This window comes from Hyphobacterium lacteum, from assembly GCF_036330345.1.
Taxonomy (GTDB): domain Bacteria; phylum Pseudomonadota; class Alphaproteobacteria; order Caulobacterales; family Maricaulaceae; genus Hyphobacterium; species Hyphobacterium lacteum.
In genome coordinates, this window is the sequence record NZ_JAZDRP010000007.1 from 98,361 (window position 1) to 116,967 (window position 18,607).

General features: G+C 62.6%; 20 protein-coding genes and 1 tRNA gene. 15 read left to right on the forward strand and 6 right to left on the reverse strand.

Annotation, left to right across the window (positions count from 1 at the left end):
- The first annotated feature begins 90 nt into the window (after positions 1–90).
- From ahcY to xth, 4 genes are all read left to right on the forward strand, one after another.
- Positions 91–1,482 carry an adenosylhomocysteinase gene (ahcY, locus tag V0U79_RS11440; RefSeq protein WP_330199648.1) on the forward strand — a complete coding sequence of 464 codons (1,392 nt, stop codon included), beginning with the start codon at positions 91–93 and terminating at the stop codon, positions 1,480–1,482.
- A gap of 71 nt (positions 1,483–1,553) precedes the next feature.
- Positions 1,554–2,003, forward strand: coding sequence for an energy transducer TonB (locus V0U79_RS11445; RefSeq protein WP_330199649.1), 450 nt, complete (start codon positions 1,554–1,556; stop codon positions 2,001–2,003).
- Between the two features lie 5 nt (positions 2,004–2,008).
- Positions 2,009–2,599, forward strand: coding sequence for a hypothetical protein (locus V0U79_RS11450; protein ID WP_330199650.1), 591 nt, complete (start codon positions 2,009–2,011; stop codon positions 2,597–2,599).
- A 12-nt stretch (positions 2,600–2,611) separates the two neighbouring features.
- A complete protein-coding gene (gene xth / locus V0U79_RS11455; protein ID WP_330199651.1) occupies positions 2,612–3,427 on the forward strand; it encodes an exodeoxyribonuclease III in 816 nt (271 codons plus the stop codon).
- A gap of 3 nt (positions 3,428–3,430) precedes the next feature.
- Here the strand turns inward: xth and V0U79_RS11460 are convergent, their stop codons facing one another.
- Complete coding sequence (locus V0U79_RS11460) at positions 3,431–4,117, reverse strand: response regulator transcription factor (protein WP_330199652.1); 687 nt, start codon at positions 4,115–4,117, stop codon at positions 3,431–3,433.
- Positions 4,118–4,424: 307 nt separating this feature from the next.
- Here V0U79_RS11460 and V0U79_RS11465 point away from each other — a divergent pair, with 307 nt between their 5' ends.
- Positions 4,425–4,931 (forward strand): L,D-transpeptidase family protein, encoded by a 507-nt coding sequence (locus V0U79_RS11465; protein WP_330199653.1) that lies wholly within the window; start codon positions 4,425–4,427, stop codon positions 4,929–4,931.
- On the opposite strand, the gene V0U79_RS11470 is transcribed toward V0U79_RS11465, so the two are convergent.
- Positions 4,921–5,604, reverse strand: coding sequence for a YggS family pyridoxal phosphate-dependent enzyme (locus V0U79_RS11470; RefSeq protein WP_330199654.1), 684 nt, complete (start codon positions 5,602–5,604; stop codon positions 4,921–4,923). The two genes, V0U79_RS11465 and V0U79_RS11470, sit on opposite strands and share 11 nt — an antisense overlap.
- Between V0U79_RS11470 and V0U79_RS11475 the strand changes: the two genes are divergently transcribed.
- Complete coding sequence (locus tag V0U79_RS11475; RefSeq protein WP_330199655.1) at positions 5,603–6,220, forward strand: thiamine phosphate synthase; 618 nt, start codon at positions 5,603–5,605, stop codon at positions 6,218–6,220. The two genes, V0U79_RS11470 and V0U79_RS11475, sit on opposite strands and share 2 nt — an antisense overlap.
- Here V0U79_RS11475 and V0U79_RS11480 read toward each other — a convergent pair.
- Positions 6,217–6,636: an NtrZ family periplasmic regulatory protein gene (locus V0U79_RS11480; RefSeq protein WP_330199656.1), complete on the reverse strand. Its 420-nt coding sequence runs from the start codon at positions 6,634–6,636 to the stop codon at positions 6,217–6,219. The genes V0U79_RS11475 and V0U79_RS11480 overlap by 4 nt on opposite strands.
- Before the next feature lie 102 nt (positions 6,637–6,738).
- On the reverse strand, positions 6,739–7,926 hold the full coding sequence (locus V0U79_RS11485) for a porin (RefSeq protein WP_330199657.1): 1,188 nt from the start codon (positions 7,924–7,926) through the stop codon (positions 6,739–6,741).
- A 257-nt stretch (positions 7,927–8,183) separates the two neighbouring features.
- Between V0U79_RS11485 and V0U79_RS11490 the strand changes: the two genes are divergently transcribed.
- The 8 genes from V0U79_RS11490 (at position 8,184) to V0U79_RS11525 (ending at position 16,268) form a co-directional block, all read left to right on the forward strand.
- Positions 8,184–8,657, forward strand: a complete 474-nt coding sequence (locus V0U79_RS11490) for a DUF3576 domain-containing protein (RefSeq protein WP_330199658.1) — start codon at positions 8,184–8,186, stop codon at positions 8,655–8,657.
- A gap of 40 nt (positions 8,658–8,697) precedes the next feature.
- Entirely contained in the window at positions 8,698–11,292 is a 2,595-nt protein-coding gene (gene leuS, locus V0U79_RS11495; protein WP_330199659.1) for a leucine--tRNA ligase, read from the forward strand.
- A 2-nt stretch (positions 11,293–11,294) separates the two neighbouring features.
- Positions 11,295–11,786 (forward strand): LPS assembly lipoprotein LptE, encoded by a 492-nt coding sequence (lptE, locus tag V0U79_RS11500; protein ID WP_330199660.1) that lies wholly within the window; start codon positions 11,295–11,297, stop codon positions 11,784–11,786.
- The gene (gene holA, locus V0U79_RS11505) at positions 11,783–12,835 is read left to right on the forward strand and encodes a DNA polymerase III subunit delta (RefSeq protein ID WP_330199661.1); all 1,053 of its coding nucleotides are present in this window, start codon (positions 11,783–11,785) and stop codon (positions 12,833–12,835) included. The genes lptE and holA overlap by 4 nt, the downstream gene beginning before the upstream one ends.
- 45 nt (positions 12,836–12,880) lie before the next feature.
- Positions 12,881–12,957 (forward strand) — tRNA-Arg (locus V0U79_RS11510).
- 522 nt (positions 12,958–13,479) lie between these two features.
- A complete protein-coding gene (locus tag V0U79_RS11515) occupies positions 13,480–14,013 on the forward strand; it encodes a DUF4019 domain-containing protein (RefSeq protein ID WP_330199662.1) in 534 nt (177 codons plus the stop codon).
- A gap of 80 nt (positions 14,014–14,093) precedes the next feature.
- The gene (locus V0U79_RS11520; RefSeq protein ID WP_330199663.1) at positions 14,094–14,642 is read left to right on the forward strand and encodes a putative pterin-binding protein; all 549 of its coding nucleotides are present in this window, start codon (positions 14,094–14,096) and stop codon (positions 14,640–14,642) included.
- Between the two features lie 99 nt (positions 14,643–14,741).
- Positions 14,742–16,268 carry an alanine/glycine:cation symporter family protein gene (locus tag V0U79_RS11525; RefSeq protein WP_330199664.1) on the forward strand — a complete coding sequence of 509 codons (1,527 nt, stop codon included), beginning with the start codon at positions 14,742–14,744 and terminating at the stop codon, positions 16,266–16,268.
- Positions 16,269–16,314: 46 nt separating this feature from the next.
- Here the strand turns inward: V0U79_RS11525 and V0U79_RS11530 are convergent, their stop codons facing one another.
- Complete coding sequence (locus V0U79_RS11530; protein ID WP_330199665.1) at positions 16,315–17,139, reverse strand: heme-dependent oxidative N-demethylase subunit alpha family protein; 825 nt, start codon at positions 17,137–17,139, stop codon at positions 16,315–16,317.
- Positions 17,136–17,528, reverse strand: coding sequence for a hypothetical protein (locus V0U79_RS11535; RefSeq protein WP_330199666.1), 393 nt, complete (start codon positions 17,526–17,528; stop codon positions 17,136–17,138). Before V0U79_RS11535 ends, V0U79_RS11530 begins: the two co-directional genes overlap by 4 nt.
- Between V0U79_RS11535 and bioB the strand changes: the two genes are divergently transcribed.
- Positions 17,527–18,537: a biotin synthase BioB gene (gene bioB / locus V0U79_RS11540; RefSeq protein ID WP_330199667.1), complete on the forward strand. Its 1,011-nt coding sequence runs from the start codon at positions 17,527–17,529 to the stop codon at positions 18,535–18,537. The genes V0U79_RS11535 and bioB overlap by 2 nt on opposite strands.
- Positions 18,538–18,607: the final 70 nt, after the last annotated feature.

Genomic DNA, 18,607 nt, shown 5'->3' on the forward strand with positions numbered 1-18,607 from the left:
GGCGCCCCATCCACAAGCCTTTCCGGCCGGGAGTCCCCGCCCCGGAGGGTCGTTTTTCCAAAGTTTCCAATAAGGAAGGACCCTCGAACCATGTCCGATCATGCCGTAAAAGACCTGTCACTTGCCCAGTGGGGCCGCACCGAAATCGAAATGGCCGAAATCGAGATGCCCGGCCTGATGGCCCTGCGTGCGGAATATGGCGACACCAAGCCGCTGAAGGGCGCGCGTATTGCCGGTTCGCTGCACATGACCATCCAGACGGCTGTTCTGATCGAGACTCTGGTCGAGCTGGGCGCGGAAGTACGCTGGGCGTCATGCAATATTTTCTCGACCCAGGACCATGCCGCTGCCGCGATTGCGGAGAAGGGTATTCCGGTCTTCGCGCACAAGGGCGAGACGCTGGAAGAATACTGGGATTTTGCAGACCGCATCTTCACCTGGCCGGACGGCGAAACCGCCAACATGATCCTCGATGACGGGGGTGACGCCACGCTCTACCTGATCCTTGGTGAAAAGGCGGAAAATGATCCCTCCATCCTGGGAGAACCGAAGTCCGAGGAAGAAAAATTCCTGTTCGCCCAGATCAAGAAGCGTATCGCGCAATCGCCGGGCTGGTTCGCCAAGGCAAAGGCTGCGGTTCAGGGCGTTTCGGAAGAAACCACGACAGGCGTGATGCGCCTCTATCAGATGCAGAAGCGCGGCGAGCTGCCCTTCCCGGCGATCAATGTGAACGACTCGGTGACCAAGTCGAAATTCGACAACCGCTATGGCTGCCGCGAAAGCCTGGTGGATGCCATCCGCCGTGGCACCGACGTGATGATGGCCGGCAAGACCGCTCTGGTCTGTGGTTATGGTGATGTTGGCAAGGGATCGGCGGAATCGCTGCGCCAGGCCGGCGCCCGCGTGGCGATCACCGAAGTCGACCCGATCTGCGCCCTGCAGGCCTCGATGGACGGCTATGCGGTGGTGACGGTCGAGGATGTCGTCAATGATTGCGATATCTTCGTCACCGCGACCGGCAACAAGGACGTTCTGACGGTCGATCACATGCGCGCCATGAAGGACATGGCGATCGTCTGTAATATCGGTCACTTCGATAATGAAATTCAGGTCGAGGCGCTGCGGAATTTCCAGTGGACCAATGTGAAGCCGCAGGTCGATCTGGTGCAATTCCCGGATGGTAACCGGATCATTCTTCTGTCCGAAGGCCGGTTGGTAAACCTCGGAAACGCCAATGGTCACCCGTCCTTCGTGATGTCGGCCTCCTTCACCAATCAGGTGCTGGCGCAGATCGAATTGTGGACCCGCGGCGATAACTATTCGAACGAGGTCTACATCCTGCCCAAGCATCTGGATGAAAAGGTTGCGGCCCTGCACCTGCCGAAGCTGGGGGCGAAACTGACAGAGCTGTCACCCACACAGGCCGATTATATCGGCGTCGAACAGCACGGCCCGTTCAAGGCCGAGCATTACCGCTACTAGGCGGTCACAAGCGCCCCGGCCCGAACCGCCGGGGCGTTTTTCTTTTGCGATAACCGCGTTAGCGTAGATTGATGATACAGAGACTTCTTCCCTTGGGTGCCATGGCCCTGGCCGCCTGTTCCAGCGTCTCCTCCTTGCCCGGTGCCGGGGGGCTGGATCCGCGCGACGAGCCTTTCATGGCCACACAGCCCTTCCCGATCCCGGCGAATGTCGAACGGTTGATCGGGCCGGAAGACTGTCAGGGTGCGCAATTGGCAGCCCGCCAGTTCGAGCTGCCTGACTACCCCAGAAGCGCCTGGATCCGGGGCCTGCAAGGCTGGGTCGTTGTTCGCTTCCATGTCTATGACACCGGCCGGCCTCATCGCGTGCGCGCTGCGGAATCGGTGCCGGAAGGCTATTTTGAACGGGCGGCCGAGCGCGCTGTCCAACGCTGGCGGTTCGAGGAATTGCCGCAGGGGCAGGCCCTGTCGAATTGCGTGGTCCTGTTTGAATTCCGAAATGGTGAAGTCCGTATCAGGTAACACATATGTCCGATGATGATTTTACCCGCCTGCTGGACGAGATCCCGCTGCTCTACAAGGTCCGGGCCTTTGCCGACGGGATTGCGGATGCGCGCCTGTTCATGCGGCTGGGCGATCCGCTGGATAACCGTGAGAAGGATTTGTCGCGAACCTATCTGGACGGGCTGGGTTTTCCCTATGCCGAACCCGGCCTCCTGACCAGCTGGGACGAAGCCGCGGAAGCCGCTGAAGCTCTGGATTTCAATCCCGAGGGCTGGGAAGCCGAGGAGATGCTACGCGCAGGGCTCGTCGCCGCAGCTGCCGAACGGATCGATGAGGACGGGATCAGCACAGCGCTGGAATATGTCGGCCTGAAGGCCGGAGAGGCGGCACAGGATGCCGTCGCCTATTCCGCTTCGCTGGGCGATATGCGCGATGAAAGCGTGCTGAATGCGGCTGCGGGCGCGCTGGTACAAGCGGCCAATGGCGCGGCACTGGTGATCCTGTCCGAATCCGAGGATGAGGATCCGCCGCATCCCTTCCTGGCCCGCTGGCGGCTGTTCGTACGCGGGCGCTGGCCGATCGGGCTCGCCGGATCAACCTATAACGTACTGTAAAGGCTAGACTTCATGACAAAGCTGTCGATCGCCAGCTGGAATGTAAACTCCGTGCGCCTGCGCGCCGAACCGCTGATTGCGCCCTTCGTGGCCAAGGCGCAGCCGGACGTGCTCTGCCTTCAGGAAATCAAATGCCTGGAGGAACAATTCCCGGAAAAGACTTTCCGGGCGATGGGCTATGAGCATTTCCATATCCGCGGGCAGAAAGGCATGCATGGCGTGGCCATCGCCTCGAAACTTCCGCTGGAGGATCTGGGCGATGAGGCGATCTGCCCGCGCGAGGAAGCCCGGCATCAGCGCGTCGGCGTGGCCGGGATCGAATTGCACAACTTCTATGTCCCGGCCGGCGGGGACGAGCCCGATGTCGAGACCAATCCGCGCTTCGCCCACAAGCTGGAATTCGTTGACCGGATGCGGGATTATTTCGGAGCCCGGAACACAAAGAAGGACAAGATCCTGATCCTTGGCGATTTCAACATTGCGCCGACGGAAAACGATGTCTGGTCACACAAGCAGCTTCTGAAGGTGATCTCTCACACGCCCGTCGAGGTGGAGAAGCTGAATGCGGTGATCGATGCCGGCGATTTCGTCGATGTGGCCCGCGAAGTCATCCCCGAGCCGGAAAAGATCTACACCTGGTGGAGCTATCGCGCGCGGGATTACAAGGCCTCCAATCGCGGGCGGCGGCTCGATCATATCTGGGTCACCCCGCCCTTGAAGGATGCGGCGCTGGCGAAAGGCCGCGACGGCTTCCGGATCTACGAACCCGAGCGCGGCCGCGAAAAGCCGTCCGATCATGTGCCGGTGGTGCTGGATCTGGTGCTTTAGAGCCTAACTCTGCAGCCGGTAACCACCGCTTTCGGTGATCAGCAGGCGCGAACGGGCGGGGTCCGGTTCGATCTTCTGCCGCAACCGGTAGATATGGGTTTCCAGCGTGTGGGTCGTGACGTTGGGATTATAACCCCAGACCTCGTGCAACAGCTCGTCGCGCGAGACCGGCTTGCCGCCCGCCCGGTAGAGATATTTGAGGATATTGGTCTCTTTCTCGGTCAGACGGACCTTTTTTTCATCTGCCGTCACCAGCAGCTTCATCGACGGTTTGAATTCATAGGGGCCGATCTGGAAGACGGCGTCCTCGCTCTGCTCATGGCTGCGCAAATGGGCGCGCACCCGGGCCAGCAGGACCGAGAATTTGAATGGCTTGGTGACGTAGTCGTTGGCGCCGGATTCGAGCCCGAGGATCTGGTCGGCATCGGTATCCTGACCGGTCAGCATGACAATCGGCGCCGTGACGCCATTCTTGCGCATCAGCCGGCAAGCCTCGCGGCCATCCATGTCGGGCAATTCCACATCCAGCAGGACCAGATCGACGCGTTCATCGCGCGCAATCTTTATCCCGCTGGTGGCATCAGCGGCATCGCGGATAGCAAATTCGTCATGAAATCCGAACTGCTCGACCAGGGTTTCGCGGAGATCGTCGTCATCATCGACACAGAGAATCGTTTTCTTGGCGCTCATGGTTTTTCGATCATGCCTGTTTTTCAGCGGGAGGCAATTCCTGCCCACCGGCAGAAAATACACGGCAGGAATGACCCGGTCAGGCCATCACGGTCAAGCACACAAAGGCGTTACGCGCCTGTCATTGGCGCGTGAAAATGGCCGCAAAATTGCATGGTTAACGCTGACGCGCCCCGGCCACGGCCAGACGGCGTGACACCTCCGTGGTGGGGGAGGCGATCGGGGCGCCGCGCCGGGCTTGGCCTGAAGTCTGGCGTCCCGCGCCGACCACTTGCGCGATCGGGCGGCCTGTAGGCAAATCGCATTCATGACTGTTTTCACCGTTTCATCCGAAGGCGTTTTCTCGGGCGCCGGCTTCGCGTTTCGTGCCGCCCTCGGCAAGGGCGGCGTCATTGATGAGGCCTCCAAGCGGGAAGGCGATGGCGCCACACCGCTCGGCACCTACCGGCTTCGCCGCGTTCTTTACCGGGCAGATCGTGTGACCCGGCCGGATACGGCGCTGCCGGTTCGCGAGATCCGCCCCGATGATGGCTGGTGCGATGCGCCGGAGAATGGCGCCTATAACCGGCCAGTGCGCCTTCCCTATCCGGCTTCTTGCGAGGAGCTGACCCGCCAGGATGAGCTTTACGACATCATCGTCATCCTCTCGCACAATGATGAACCGCCGCAGCCGGGGCTGGGCTCGGCGATCTTCCTGCATTGTGCCAAGCCGGACTATCCGCGGACGCTCGGGTGCGTGGCGCTGAAGCGCGACGATCTGGAGACTGTGTTGAAAACTGCCCGCCCGGGCGATGCGCTCGAGATCAGGCGCTAGGGCGCTCGCCGAACAGGGCAGAGCCAACCCGCACGCTGGTGGCGCCGAATTTCACAGCGGTTTCGAAATCCGCGCTCATCCCCATGGAGAGTTTTTTCACGTCGTTCGCGGCGGCGAGGTCCGCCAGCATGGCAAAGTGCGGCCCGGCCGGTTCCTCGACCGGCGGAATACACATCAGGCCTTCAATCACGAAGCCGTATTCCGTCCGGACAAGCTGTAGGAATTCGCCCAGCTCCCCCGGGGCAATGCCCGCCTTCTGGTCTTCCTCGCCGGTATTGACCTGAACATAGAGGCGCGGCGTCCGGCCCAGCTTGTCCATCGCCTTGCGAAGTTCACGCGCCAGCTTGAGCCGGTCCAGCGTCTCGATGACATCGAAGAGCGCGACGGCCTGTTCCGCCTTGTTGGTCTGGAGCGGACCGATCAGACGCAATTCCAGATCCGTATAGGCGGCGCGGCGATGGGTCCAGCGCGCCTCGGCTTCCTGGACCCGGTTTTCCCCGAAGACGCGTTGTCCGGCGGCCAGCGCCAGATCGATCCGTTCATCAGGCTGCTTCTTGGAGACGCCGACGAGCGCGATATCCGCAGGCGAACGTGCGGCCATGCGGGCGGCGTTGGCGATCGCATCCAGGATGGCGTTCCGGCGCGCGGCAAATTCGTCTAGATCAGTGGTCATGACATCCCGCAACTATTCCGAAGCTGAAAGACTGGCAAGGCTGGCCGCCAGATGGCCGGGCGTTCCGGACCTGTTGCCGCCGCTGATGGCGCTGACCGATCCGGTCCGCACGCCCGATGTGGCGGCTTTCGCATCCGGATTGCCCGCCGGTTGCGCGCTGATCTACCGGCATTTCGGCCGCAAGGAGCGGTTCGCCGAGGCCAGCCAGCTCGCCGGTATCGCGCGGGCAAAAGCGCTGGTCCTGTTGATTTCGGCCGATCCGGCCCTGGCTGAGGCCTGCGATGCCGATGGTGTTCACTGGCCGGCCCGGCTGGCGCGGCAGGCGCGCGACTGGCGGCGGCGAAACAGGGAGAGGGTCATGACCGTTTCAGCGCATGACCGGGCCGAGCTGGAACGGGCGCACCGGCTATCGGCAGATGCAGCACTGCTCTCTCCGGTTTGTGTCACCAACAGCCGAGGCAGTGGAAAGGCGCTGGGGCGGTTCAGGTCCCGCCAGCTGGTCAGCCAGGCACTCTTGCCTGTCTATGCGCTGGGCGGTGTGAACGCAGACTCCGCCCGCAGGCTGGAGGATGTCGGATTTTCAGGATTGGCCGCGATAGAGGCGTTGCAAGCCTAGAAGCGCCAGCCGGTCTCGAACTTCACTTCCGGAGCACGCTCGCGCAATTGCGGGCCCTCGATCAGATTGTCCGGATTGGAAAACCGGATCGAGCCACCGAAGCGGAAGCGGTCATTGAGGTCGACATAAACACCGGTTTCGATCGAATCGAACTCGTAGCGCTGGTCTTCGCTGCGGTCGAAGCCGAGCGTAAAGCCCCAGCCATCACCGCTGTCGAATTCCACTTCACTGTCAGGGAAGTCGAGATTGACGCCCGGCGCCATGTCAGAGCTGAGCGTGTAGGTCTCATACCATTGCTGGGCATCGTCATCGCTCGACGCGCTGACGGCATCCTGGAACGCGAAAGCGCCCGGCGCGGTGGCCATCAGCCCCGCGACCGCACACGCGATCCAATCAGCTTTCAACGCAAAGCGCATCTGCAATACCCCTCAGTAGCTATCCAATATAGCCAAGAGGCGGCCGGATTCGAAGCCCTGATTGGCAGACTTACGGCGATTTAACGGAAATTCTTCGTGCGCCTAGTGGTTGAAGACCAGCTCCAGAAAGGCACCCGTTCCATTTCTTGCTGAATTTCCAGTCACTAAGGGGCCGAACTGCGTAAACTCCGTATCGACCTCGTGTAATCCAAATGCCACACTGAAATCTTCGCCTACGAGGCGAGAAACGGTCAGCTGATACGCGTCCTGGGTCTCCATCAGCAGGTCATCGCTGGCCTGCGCCCATTCCAGTCCGACACTCCACAATCCGGCGTCACGCCGCACAGCCGCCATCACGGCCTCATACCCGCCATTGGAGACGGCATTGTCCGACCAGAGAGCAGAGATGCCGGCATGCCAGTCTTCCCGGGACCAGCGGGCCTGCAAACCCACGGCCTGATAGTCTTCGGCAAAACGAACCGATCGGGGCTCGGCGCGCACCAGATTGACACCCAGACGCACCCGGCCGGCCTCGATAAATGTATGATCAAAGGACAGACCCGCCTCGAATAAGTTCTCCAGGTGCGAGGACGCCAGCTGCGGAAGGGTCTCGTTCGACCGGCAGAAATCGATGGCGCAATAGGCGGTCTCCGGTGTGAAGGAGACCGAAGCGCGGAGGCCAACAATACGCGGGCTGGTATAGATCAGGGACGGTCCGAGGCCGGAGGCTGCGTTCAACGTCCTTATCGCAGCACCATAGGACGGCGATAACGGGCCGCCATCCAGCCGGACATAGGCCGAGCCGGTCGGCATGGGTACGGTTTCCGCCGCAGCCGCGCCCGGCGTCAGCCCGGCGCGCCAGTCCCCCCATGAGGTTTTCAGAAACAGCGCCGCCTGGCTGGCCGCAACCGCGCGCTGGCGGGTTTCCGGCACACCGCCATTATACCGGCCTGTGGTCAGCGAGCGCTGCGGAGGCACAGTCAGTCCCGCCTGATTGGCAAAGCCTTCACGGGCGCTATCGGCCTGCGCATGAAGACCCAACTCTGCACCCCAGCGCCAACCATTGTCGGAAATGCCTTCCCATTCAAAGCGCATATCCAGATCGGCCAGCGTGCTGCCGCCATAATCACCCGCCGCAAAGACCAGTGCCGCATCGGCCGAAAAACGGAATTCGACCGCGGCAAACGCCTCGCTGAAATCGGAATTGTTCTGGAAAGAATGCGCCGGCGCGGCCGCGAGGACAACGGACAGCGCGGAGAATATGATCGCGCCAGAAATCCGTAACATCATGCCTCTCGCGGCCCCGCCGGTCGGCCCCGTCCCCCCGGACGAGGCGTTAATCCACACCGCACTGCCCTGCATCGTCAAGCAAGCCGAGCGGCAATTATGGCAAGAAAAAGGCAGATGTGTCCTGAAAGCCACGATGGAGAAATCCGGACCGGCCCTGCAAGAGGTGTCGCCAATGGCTGGCCATGCGCGTTTCGCATGTTATAGATCAAGCCGCATTCCGGCCGCCGGCCGGGCCTGCCTTTCATGGAGACCGATCGATGAAGTTCAGCCGCTCCCTTACCCTGCCGGTTCTTGCGCTTTCCGCGCTGGCGCTCGCGGCCTGTTCGTCCACGCCGCGTGCTGACAATGAGCGGGGCGGGCTACGCCTTCCGAGCCTGACCAGCGGATCGAGCGATCATCGTCCGGCAGGCATTGGTGTGAACAGCTTCCTGTGGCGGGCCAGCCTGGACACGATCAGCTTCATGCCGCTGCGCGAAGTCGATCCGTTCGGCGGCGTCATCGTTACGGACTGGTACGCCAACCCGGAACTGCCGTCCGAGCGTTTCCAGGTCACGGTCTACATTCTTGATACGCGCCTGCGGGGCGATGCCCTTTCGGTCCGTGTTTTCCGTCAGGAGCGCGCCGAGGATGGTGAGTGGATCGACGCTTCGGTGTCGGGCCAGACCGCGCTGGATATCGAGAACGCCATTCTGACGCGGGCGCGTCAGCTGCGTATCTCGACGCAAGACTAAACCCCAACCCGTGCAGGGCGCGGGTTCAGGACACATCAAGATGAGCCGATACAATCCCAGGGAAGCCGAGCCGAAATGGCAAAGCATCTGGGCCGATCAGGGCGTGGACCGCGCAGGCCGCGAAGCGTCTGACCGGCCGAAATACTATGTCTTGGAAATGTTCCCCTATCCGTCCGGCAAGATCCATGTCGGGCACTCGCGCAATTATGCGATGGGCGATGTTGTGGCCCGCTACAAGCGCGCCCGCGGCTTTGACGTACTTCACCCGATGGGCTGGGACGCGTTCGGCCTGCCCGCCGAGAATGCGGCACGTGAACGCCAGGTCCATCCGCGCGACTGGACACTGAAGAATATCGAGGTCATGCGCGGCCAGCTCAAAAGGCTCGGCCTGTCGCTGGACTGGGACCGAGAGATCGCCACCTGCGAACCCGATTACTACAAGCATCAGCAGGCGATTTTCCTGAAGTTGATGGAAAAGGGCCTGGTCGAGCGCCGCAAGGCCAAGGTCAACTGGGATCCGGTCGACAATACGGTTCTGGCCAATGAACAGGTGATCGACGGCAAAGGCTGGCGCTCTGGCGCGCCGGTTGTGCAGCGCGAGCTGGACCAGTGGTTTTTGAAGATCACCGATTATGCCGACAGCCTGCTGGACGGGCTGGAGACGCTGGACCGCTGGCCGGAGAAAGTCCGGTTGATGCAAGCCAACTGGATCGGCCGGTCGCGCGGGGCGCACATTACCTTCCCGTTCGCTGATCCGGCGGATGCGGAGCGCTTCGGCATGCCCGGCATCACCGTGTTCACGACACGGCCGGATACGATTTTCGGCGCCAGCTTCCTGGCGCTGGCTCCCGATCACGCCATCACCCGTGAACTCGGTCAGGATGATCCGTTTGTCGACAGCTTCACCCGCGATTGCGCCTCTGCCGGGACCAGTGAGGAAGAGATCGAGAAGGCCCCCAAGAAGGGTGTCGATCTGGGCGTCAAGGTCCTGCATCCCTTTGACAAGAAATGGAAAATCCCGGTCTGGTCAGCGAATTTCGTGTTGTCGACCTATGGCACGGGCGCGATTTTCGGTTCACCGGCTGGAGACCAGCGCGATCTCGACTTTGCCCGTAAATACGATCTGGACGTGACGCCGGTCGTGTTGCCGCCGAATACCGACGCGGCCAGCCATAGCATCGACACCGAGGCCTATACCGGGCCGGGCACGATCTATAATTCGCGTTTCCTGGACGGACTGGCGACCGATGAGGCCATAGAGCGCTGCATCACCGAGCTGGAAAAGGTGAATCTGGGCCAGGGTGCGACCACCTACCGTCTGCGCGACTGGCTGGTCTCCCGCCAGCGCTATTGGGGTTGTCCGATCCCGGTCATCCATTGCGGGACATGCGGCGTGGTGCCGGTGCCAGACACAGCTCTTCCGGTGGAATTGCCGCGCGATGTCACCTTCGACACGCCGGGCAATCCGCTCGACCGGCATGAGGGCTGGCGCAATGTCGATTGCCCGGAGTGCGGCGCACCGGCAAGGCGCGAGACCGACACGCTGGACACGTTTGTCTGCTCGTCCTGGTATTTCCTGCGTTTTGCCTCACCCTGGCCAGAAGACAAGCCGTTTGATGCCGACGAGGCCCGGCGCTGGATGCCGGTCGATCAGTATGTGGGCGGCATTGAACACGCGATCTTGCACCTTTTGTATGCGCGCTTCTTCACCCGCGCGATCCGCGATTGCGGTCTGATCGATCTGCCCGATGGCGAGCCGTTCGCCGGCCTGTTCACGCAGGGCATGGTAACACACGAGACCTACCGGTCCGAGGATGGCCGTTGGCTGGCCCCGACCGAGATCGAGGAGCGGGACGGCAAGCTGGTCGAGATCGAAGGGGGCCGTCCGGTGACGGTCGGCGCGATCGAGAAAATGTCGAAGTCGAAGAAGAATGTCGTCGACCTCGACGATTTCATCGACACTTATGGCGCGGATGCTGCGCGCTGGTTTGTGCTGTCCGACAGCCCGCCCGAACGGGATGTTGAATATACCGATGGCGGCGTGGACGGTGTCTGGCGGTTCATCCAGCGCCTGTGGAGCCTGGTGGACGAGCGCGCTGATGAGATTCCGGCTCCCGGCAAGGCTGCCGGAAATGCCGAAGGCGAGCCGCTGGAAATCCGCCGTGTGGCCCATCGGGCCATCCGCGATGTGACCGAGGCGATCGAGAGCTTCCGCTTCAATACGGCCGTGGCCAAGATCCACGATTTCGTCAATGCGCTGCGCAAATTCCGCGGCGGTGATGATGCCGGAAAAGCCGCAGAGGCCGAAGCACTGGGCATCCTCGCCCAGCTGATTTCGCCCTTCATGCCACACCTCGCTGAAGCCTGCTGGGAGCGGCTGGGCGGAGACGGCATGGTGGTTTCTGCCGGCTGGCCGGAGGCCGATCCGTCCTTGCTGGTCGACAACACCGTAACCATAGCGGTTCAGGTCAATGGCAAACGGCGTGGCGAGATCGAGCTGGCGAAGGGCACGGCCAAGGATGATGCCGAAGCAGCAGCGCTGGCCGATCCGGGGGTGGCGCGTTCGCTGGAAGGGCTTACAGTGCGCAAAGTGATCGTGGTCCCCGACCGGATCGTCAACATCGTGGCGGGCTGATGATGAAACGTGCGCTTCTTGTAACTGTTCTGGCTGCCGGCACGCTGGGCCTTTCGGCCTGTGCCTTCCAGCCGCTCTATGGCGATGCTGGCCAGATTGCGGCCGTACGCGGCGTGACCATTGTGGTCGAAGGTCAGGAACGGGTCGACCAGATGCTGGATGAGGCCCTGAATGACCGCTTCGGCACGCCGGGTGGCGGCCGGTATAGGCTTGTTGCCGAAACCAGCACCCGCACAGCCGGGCTGGGCGTGGGCGCGGATGATATTGCCAACCGCTCCGTGCTGAGGCTGACCGTGGACTTCTCACTGGTCGAAACAGCCACCGGAACGCCGGCCATGACGGAATCCGTCCAGACCGAGGCGACCTTTGATATTCCGCGAGAGCCCTATGCAGCGATCAGTGCCAGGCGCGATGCGGAAGAGCGGGTGACCCAGGAAGCCGCAGACAGGATTGCGCTGCGCGTGGCGCGGCACATTCATCGCGGCGGTCAGTGAAGGCGACAGCCCGCGACGCTGCTGCGCGGATTGCGCAGCCTGACAAGTCCATCAAGGCATGGCTGATCTATGGGCCGGACCGCGGCCTTGTGCGCGAGCGCGCCAATGCGCTGGTCAAATCCCTTCTGGCCGATCCCGATGATCCCTTCGCCGTCACCCGTCTGACCGATGACGATCTGAAGGCTGACCCGGCGGCGCTGGCTGACGGGATGGCGGCCCTGTCGCTCATGGGCGGAGAGACCCTTGTCCGGGTCCAGCTGACCAGTGAGGCCGGTGGCGCACCTGTGGCGGCTTTCCTCAAGGATTACGAGGCCGGAAAGGCGGCTGCTGAAGCCTGGATGGTGGTTGAGGCCGGGGATCTGAAACCGGCCGGAAAGCTGCGAAAGACGTTCGAGCCGGCCAAAGGCGCCATCGCCATACCCTGCTATGCCGAAACCGGGCGCAATCTGGCCGATTTCGTCGACGAAGCGCTGGCCGCAGAGGGTCTGACCATTTCTTCGGATGCCCGCGCCCATCTCCTGCCGCTGATCGAGGGCGATCGCGGCGTGGCACGCTCGGAAGTCGACAAGCTGATCCTCTATAAAGGCCCGAAAGAGACCCGCGAAGCGGATGACGACACGATCTCGCTGGCTGATGTCGAGGCCTGCGCCACCACCGGCGGTGAGGCGGCACTTGATCGCGCCGTCGACAGCGCCATGGGCGGTGCGGTCAGCCACGCCGATGATGCCTGGCACAGGGCGCTGGCTGGCGGGGCCAGCGGGGTCAGCCTGGTGCGCAGCCTGCAACGCCGGCTCGACCAGCTGGGCGAAGCCTCCGTCTCGGGCCCGGATGCCGCTTTGCGCCTCGGAGCACCGCGCTTCGGGCCGGCCGCGGACGCCTTCAGGAGCCAGTCCTCGATCTGGCGCGGGCGGACGCTGGATCAGGCCCGGGCCGCCGCCTTCGAGGCCGAACGCCAGATGAAGCGCTCCGGCGCGCCGGCCGACCTCATCGCCGGGGACCTGTTGCTCAAGCTGGCCCTGCGTGCACAGGCCATGTCGGGGCGGCGTTAGGGGCATTGCGCCCCGGCCCGCGCTCGGTTAGACAACGCGCCCTACGCACCCGTAGCTCAGCTGGATAGAGCGCTGCCCTCCGAAGGCAGAGGTCACAGGTTCGAATCCTGTCGGGTGCGCCAGCCTTCGCTCGCTGACGCGAGCTTCGGCTAGGCAAGCCATTCCCTTTATTCGAGCGAAGGCTGGTCGCGCCGAAGCCTTGGCGAAGGCGGGCTGTTTTCTCTTTTTATTGTCCTCCCTCGCCTCCGCTCGGTCGGTCCTCGCTTACGCTGCGGGCGCGCGGTCGCGCTTTGGAACGCTTCGCGATCTGATCTCACGCCAGTTCGCTGCGCTCACGGCTCCGATGGGGCGGGCTGACCGCCCGTCGTGCGGTCGCACTCTGTCAGGCTGTTTTAATTGTGGGCGTGCAGTCGCGCTTTGGAACGCTTCGCGTTCGGAAAAACCGTCTTCCTCCGGCTTGACCTGCGGATCCCGATTTCTTGAGTTGTTTCCGTTGCGCGCGGCCCGGGTGCCGAGCACGAACGCCATTGCTGCGGGCCGTGCTCACATGAAACGCGCTCAAGGCTGGGGCGCTGTGAGTTTTGAAGCCCGTCCTCACCCCATCGTGAGTTGCGGTGCGACCGGCCGCGCGCTTGTCTGAAGCCATGCACCGCCTGACCTGCCTTCTCATCCTCGCGCTCATCGGCACCACGCCTGCAATGGCGCAGGACGTTGAGCCCGCGAGCGAGGCTGAGGTGCGCGAGGCCTATGGCGTCTTTCTCGACTGGCTGACGGCCTATCGCGACGAGGATTATCACGTGCAATGGCGGCTGACGGACCGGCGAATCCGCAACTGGTGGCCGCGCGAGCGCTGGACAGATTTCATGCGGGCCTCGCGCCGTCATTCCGGCGAGCTCATTTCGATCGAGATCCTGCAGGCGGGTGCCATTGATGCCGAAACCCTGCCCTGTTCGGAGCGCGGCCACTGTTACCGGCCCGGCGTGCGCTATGTCTTCCTGATGTTCCGGACCCGCTATGAGAATATCGAGGGCGAGCTGACGGAATATGCCGCCATGGCAGAAAGTGGAGAGGGCTGGCGCTTTGGCGGCGGCAATATCCTCAACCGGCCACTGGGCGAAACTTCGGTGATCATGACCCGGACGGATGAGAGCCGTTATCGCCGGAGCTTTTCACAATAGGGATTTTTGTCCCCGTTTTCCCGTTCACCCGATCAGCCGACTCAGCTATGTTGCGCTGCAACCAACGGGGGAAATTTGACATGATCCGGATATTCACGGTTCTGGCCGCCGCCATCAGCCTGACGGCCTGCGGTGGCAATCCAGACTTCGCCGAAGGCGGCGATATCGTCACCATTCATGGTCAGATCGGGACCGTCGACCGGGGCCCGCTCAATGCCGAGCTGGAACCGCTGTTCCGGGCCTATGGCATTGAATTCGACGCCGCCTGTGTGATGCCTTTCGCCAGCCTGGCGGACATGGAACAACGCACCATCCGCGTCGCCTATCCCCAGGGCAGCGAGACCCGCAGCTTTTCAGGCCCTCTTCTGCGCGACGTTCTGTCGATTGCCGAGCCGCAGGGCGGCACGCTGACCGTCACGGCGCTGGACGGTTATCAGCGCGACATCCCGCTTTCCATGGTGATGGAGCATGATGTAATTCTCGCCATCCGCATGGAAGGCGATGCGCTCAATATCGGCGGCTTTGGTCCAGCCATGATCGTCTGGCCGCGCGATACGGACGAGGCATTGGCCGATACCGATGACAGCGACTGGGTGTGGGGCGTGTTCTCAATCGAGGTGCGCAACTAGGCTCAGAGCCGGTCACAAGACTGTCATTGGCCGCCAGAAAAGCGTTGCAAGCATCCACGAGCTTTCTAAGGTCTGCCCGAGTAATCCTTGGGGAGAGGTATGGACGCCTTTTTTGACACGGCCACCATGGTCAGTGATTTTCTCTGGGGCGGGACTTGGGGTGATAATCGCATCCTGCCCGTCGGCATCATCACAATCGCCCTTTTGGGCACCGGCCTGATCTTCATGGTCATTCTGGGCTTCCGGCCGCTGCTGCGGCTGTTTCCGGCCTTCGGTGAGCTATGGAGCGGCCGCAAAGGGCAGGGCGAAGGCGAAATCTCGCCCTGGAACGCGCTCTCAACAGCGCTGTCAGGTCAGGTCGGCACCGGCAATCTGGCCGGCGTTGCCACAGCGATCACGCTGGGCGGACCGGGCGCCATCTTCTGGATGTGGGTGACAGCCCTGTTCGGGATGGCCGCAGCCTATGCCGAATCCAGCCTGGCCGTGCGGTTCCGGGAAAAACACCCGGACGGCCACTTCCATGGCGGTCCGATGTATTACATCAAGAACGGCCTCGGTAAGAGTTGGGCCTGGCTGGCCATATTGTTCTGCCTTGGCACCATTCTTTCCGCTGTCGCGACCGGCGGTGCCATCCAGGCCAATTCGGTGACGCAGTCGGCTGTTGAAGCCGGCGCCTCCATGGGCATCAACATTCCCAACTGGGCCGTCGGCGTGGTGCTCGCCGCGCTGGTCTTCATCGTCATTATCGGTGGCATCAAGTCGATCGGTAATGTCGCCGGCAAGATCATCCCCTTCATGGCCGCTGCCTATATTCTGGCGGCACTCTATGTTCTCGTGACGCATCTCGATCATATCCCGATGGCTTTCATGCAGATCATCGGTGGCGCATTTGGCTGGGAACAGGCCGGTGGCGGGCTCGCTGGCTATGGTGTTCTGGCTGCGGTGCGCGCCGGTGTGGCGCGCGGCCTGTTCTCGAACGAGGCCGGTCAGGGTTCCGCCCCGATCGCCCACGCGGCCGCACAGACCAAGAATCCGGTCAAACAGGGCGAAATTGCCATGCTGGGCGTTTTCATCGACACGATGGTGATCTGCACCATGACGGCGCTGGTCATCCTGGTCGTAGAAGGCGCCTATCCGTCTGCTGGCGGGACGGTCGCCTATGCCTGGCAATCCGCTGATCTGGAAGCCTCGGCCATCACCACGGCAGCGTATTCAGAGGGTATGATTGGCGGCGCCTGGGTGGTGCTGGCGGCACAGGCCCTGTTCGCCTTCACCACGATTATCGGCTGGTCCTACTATGCCGAGCAGTGCGCGACCTATGTGGTTGGCGACTGGGCGGCCAAGCCGTTCCGCTATCTCTGGGTATTGGTCGCTTTCGGTGGAACGCTGATCACCAATGTGGCCGGTCTCTGGCGGTTTGGCGATATCGCCAATGCCTCGATGCTGCTGCCGAATGTGGTGGCGCTCCTGATGTTATCCGGCGTTGTGGTGGCGTATACGCGCCGCTTCGACAAGACCGGTGAATTGCCGCCCAACTGGGCCGGTGATGACTGGGGCACGGAGCCACCGGCACCAGGTGAACCGGATCCGTCCGATCCGGCTGACCCGAGCCATCCGGCGAGCTGAACCCGCCGGACATGATCAAGGCCCCGTCATCCGGCGGGGCCTTTTTCTATGGGGTATCCATGGCGGATAGTGCGGCCTCGACATGGGCGTTGAACTGACCCCAGCGCTTGTAGGCCAGCGCATCCGCTGACGCAGCCCGCCAGTTCTTTGCGAAGGCCGCACGGTCGGCCGGATCGGCCAGAGCGCTGCCAAGCGGATCGAGGCAGATGCGGATACAGAACAGAATGGCATTGGTCGATTCCAGCCGGACCAGCGTCTGGCGTTCGACCCGCAGCCAGAGCTGATCGATGGCATCTTCCGGGGCCAGCCCGGTCAGCTGTTCACGCATTTTCGAGCCATGCGGCCACCAGCGCTCCGAGCCCAGCTGGACGGTCCAGTTGAAGCGTTCGAACACTTCGCCGGCCGGCATGCGGTCGAAGACGCGGTTGATCTTGCCCGCCAGACCCGGATTGCCGCCGGGCACCGGATCGTGCAGCTGGTGAAGCTCGCGATTGAAGCTGTCATCAAGGGAAAAGAAGGTCGGCTGGGTCAGAAGCAGGCTGGTGGCGATCCATCCCTCACCGCGATTTTCCATCACCACGAGATCATCGGAGACCAGCCGCCCCGCCGCGATCAGGGCGGGCTCGTCGCGGTCAGAGCAAGCCTTGCAGGTCGCCGTCTCAATGCGCGACAGCGCTTCGGCTTCAGCAGGGGCAGCTTCGGGAAGGGCGCGGTAATAGAGGGAGGGATCCTTATCCAGGCGCCCTCCCTTCAGCGCCAGCCAGTCCGCTTCCGGGTCAGGCGAGAGCCAGAGTTCCGGCTCGATGCGCGAAAGTGCGACCTGAAAGCGCGGCGGACCGGCGTGAAAGGGCTTGTAGGGCGGGCGGGTCACGGGCGGCGCATTCCGAGCAGCGCGACCAGTATTAATCCCAGCAAGATCCCCACCGCATCGGCAGCGAGATCGGCCAGCGACATTGTCCGTTGCAGGATGGGCGAAGACTGGATCAGCTCGATCAGCAGGCCGTGGGTCAGAAGGCCCAGTGCGATGAACCAGAGCGGCAGACCGCGCCAGCCCGCACTTGCCAGAAAGGCCAGCACCGCAAAAGCAGCGGCATGTTCGATCTTGTCGGTTCCCAGAAGGCGTGGAGGCGCCGCCGGACCGGGCAGAAGCGCAATCACCGTAATGGCTGCAAAAGCCAGCCAGAACATGCCCTTGGCCGCTTGCCGCAGAGCAAGGCTCTTCCTAGGGTCCGCCAGAGTTGAATGAGAGCGAGGGTCCATGTCAGCCAGTGTCCTGGATATCGATGCCCTGTCAAAGCCCCGCTTTGACTGGACGGCAGAAGAAGCGGCGAGGATATACCGCGCGCCGTTTAACGATTTGCTGTTTGCAGCACAAAGCGTTCACCGCCAGCATCATGACGCCAATACGGTCCAGAAGTCCCAGCTCCTGTCGATCAAGACCGGCGGATGCGCCGAGGATTGCGGCTATTGCAGTCAGTCGGCTTTCCACGAGACCGGGCTGAAAGCCTCCAAGCTGATGCCGGTTGATGACGTGCTGGAAAAGGCCCGGGCGGCAAAAGCCGGCGGGGCGACGCGGTTTTGCATGGGGGCGGCCTGGCGCTCGCTGAAAGACCGCGATGTCGAGGCCGTCTGTGCCATGATCGAAGGCGTGAAAGCGGAAGGTCTGGAGACCTGTGTCACGTTGGGCATGCTGGAAGACGGACAGGCCGAGCGCCTGAAAGCTGCAGGGCTCGATTATTACAACCACAATCTGGATACCAGCCGCGAATACTATGGCTCGGTGATCACGACCCGCACCTATGAGGACCGGCTGGAAACGCTGGGCCGGGTGCGCGAGGCGGGCATCCATATCTGCTGTGGCGGCATTATCGGCATGGGCGAGGGCGAGGATGACCGGATCGGGCTGCTGGTCGAGCTGGCCCGACTGGAACCGCATCCGGAAAGCGTGCCGATCAACCAGCTGGTGGCCGTCGATGGCACCCCGCTGGGCAGTGCCGAACCGCTGGACGGGTTCGATTTCGTCCGTGCCATTGCGGCCGCGCGGCTGATGATGCCGCGCTCGGTCGTAAGGCTGTCGGCGGGCCGCGAAGGCATGAGCCGCGAATTGCAGGCGCTGTGTTTCCTCGCCGGGGCAAACTCGATTTTCGTGGGTGAGGAATTGCTGACCACGCCCAATCCGGATCTTGAACAGGACGGCGCACTGATGCGCGATCTGGGGCTGGAGCCGATGGCCGCGCCGTCGGCACCAGCTGAACGCGCAGCGGAGTAATCGTGCGTGGTTCTGCGATTGTTTTCCTCCCCCGTTCACGGGGGAGGTGGCAGCGAAGCTGACGGAGGGG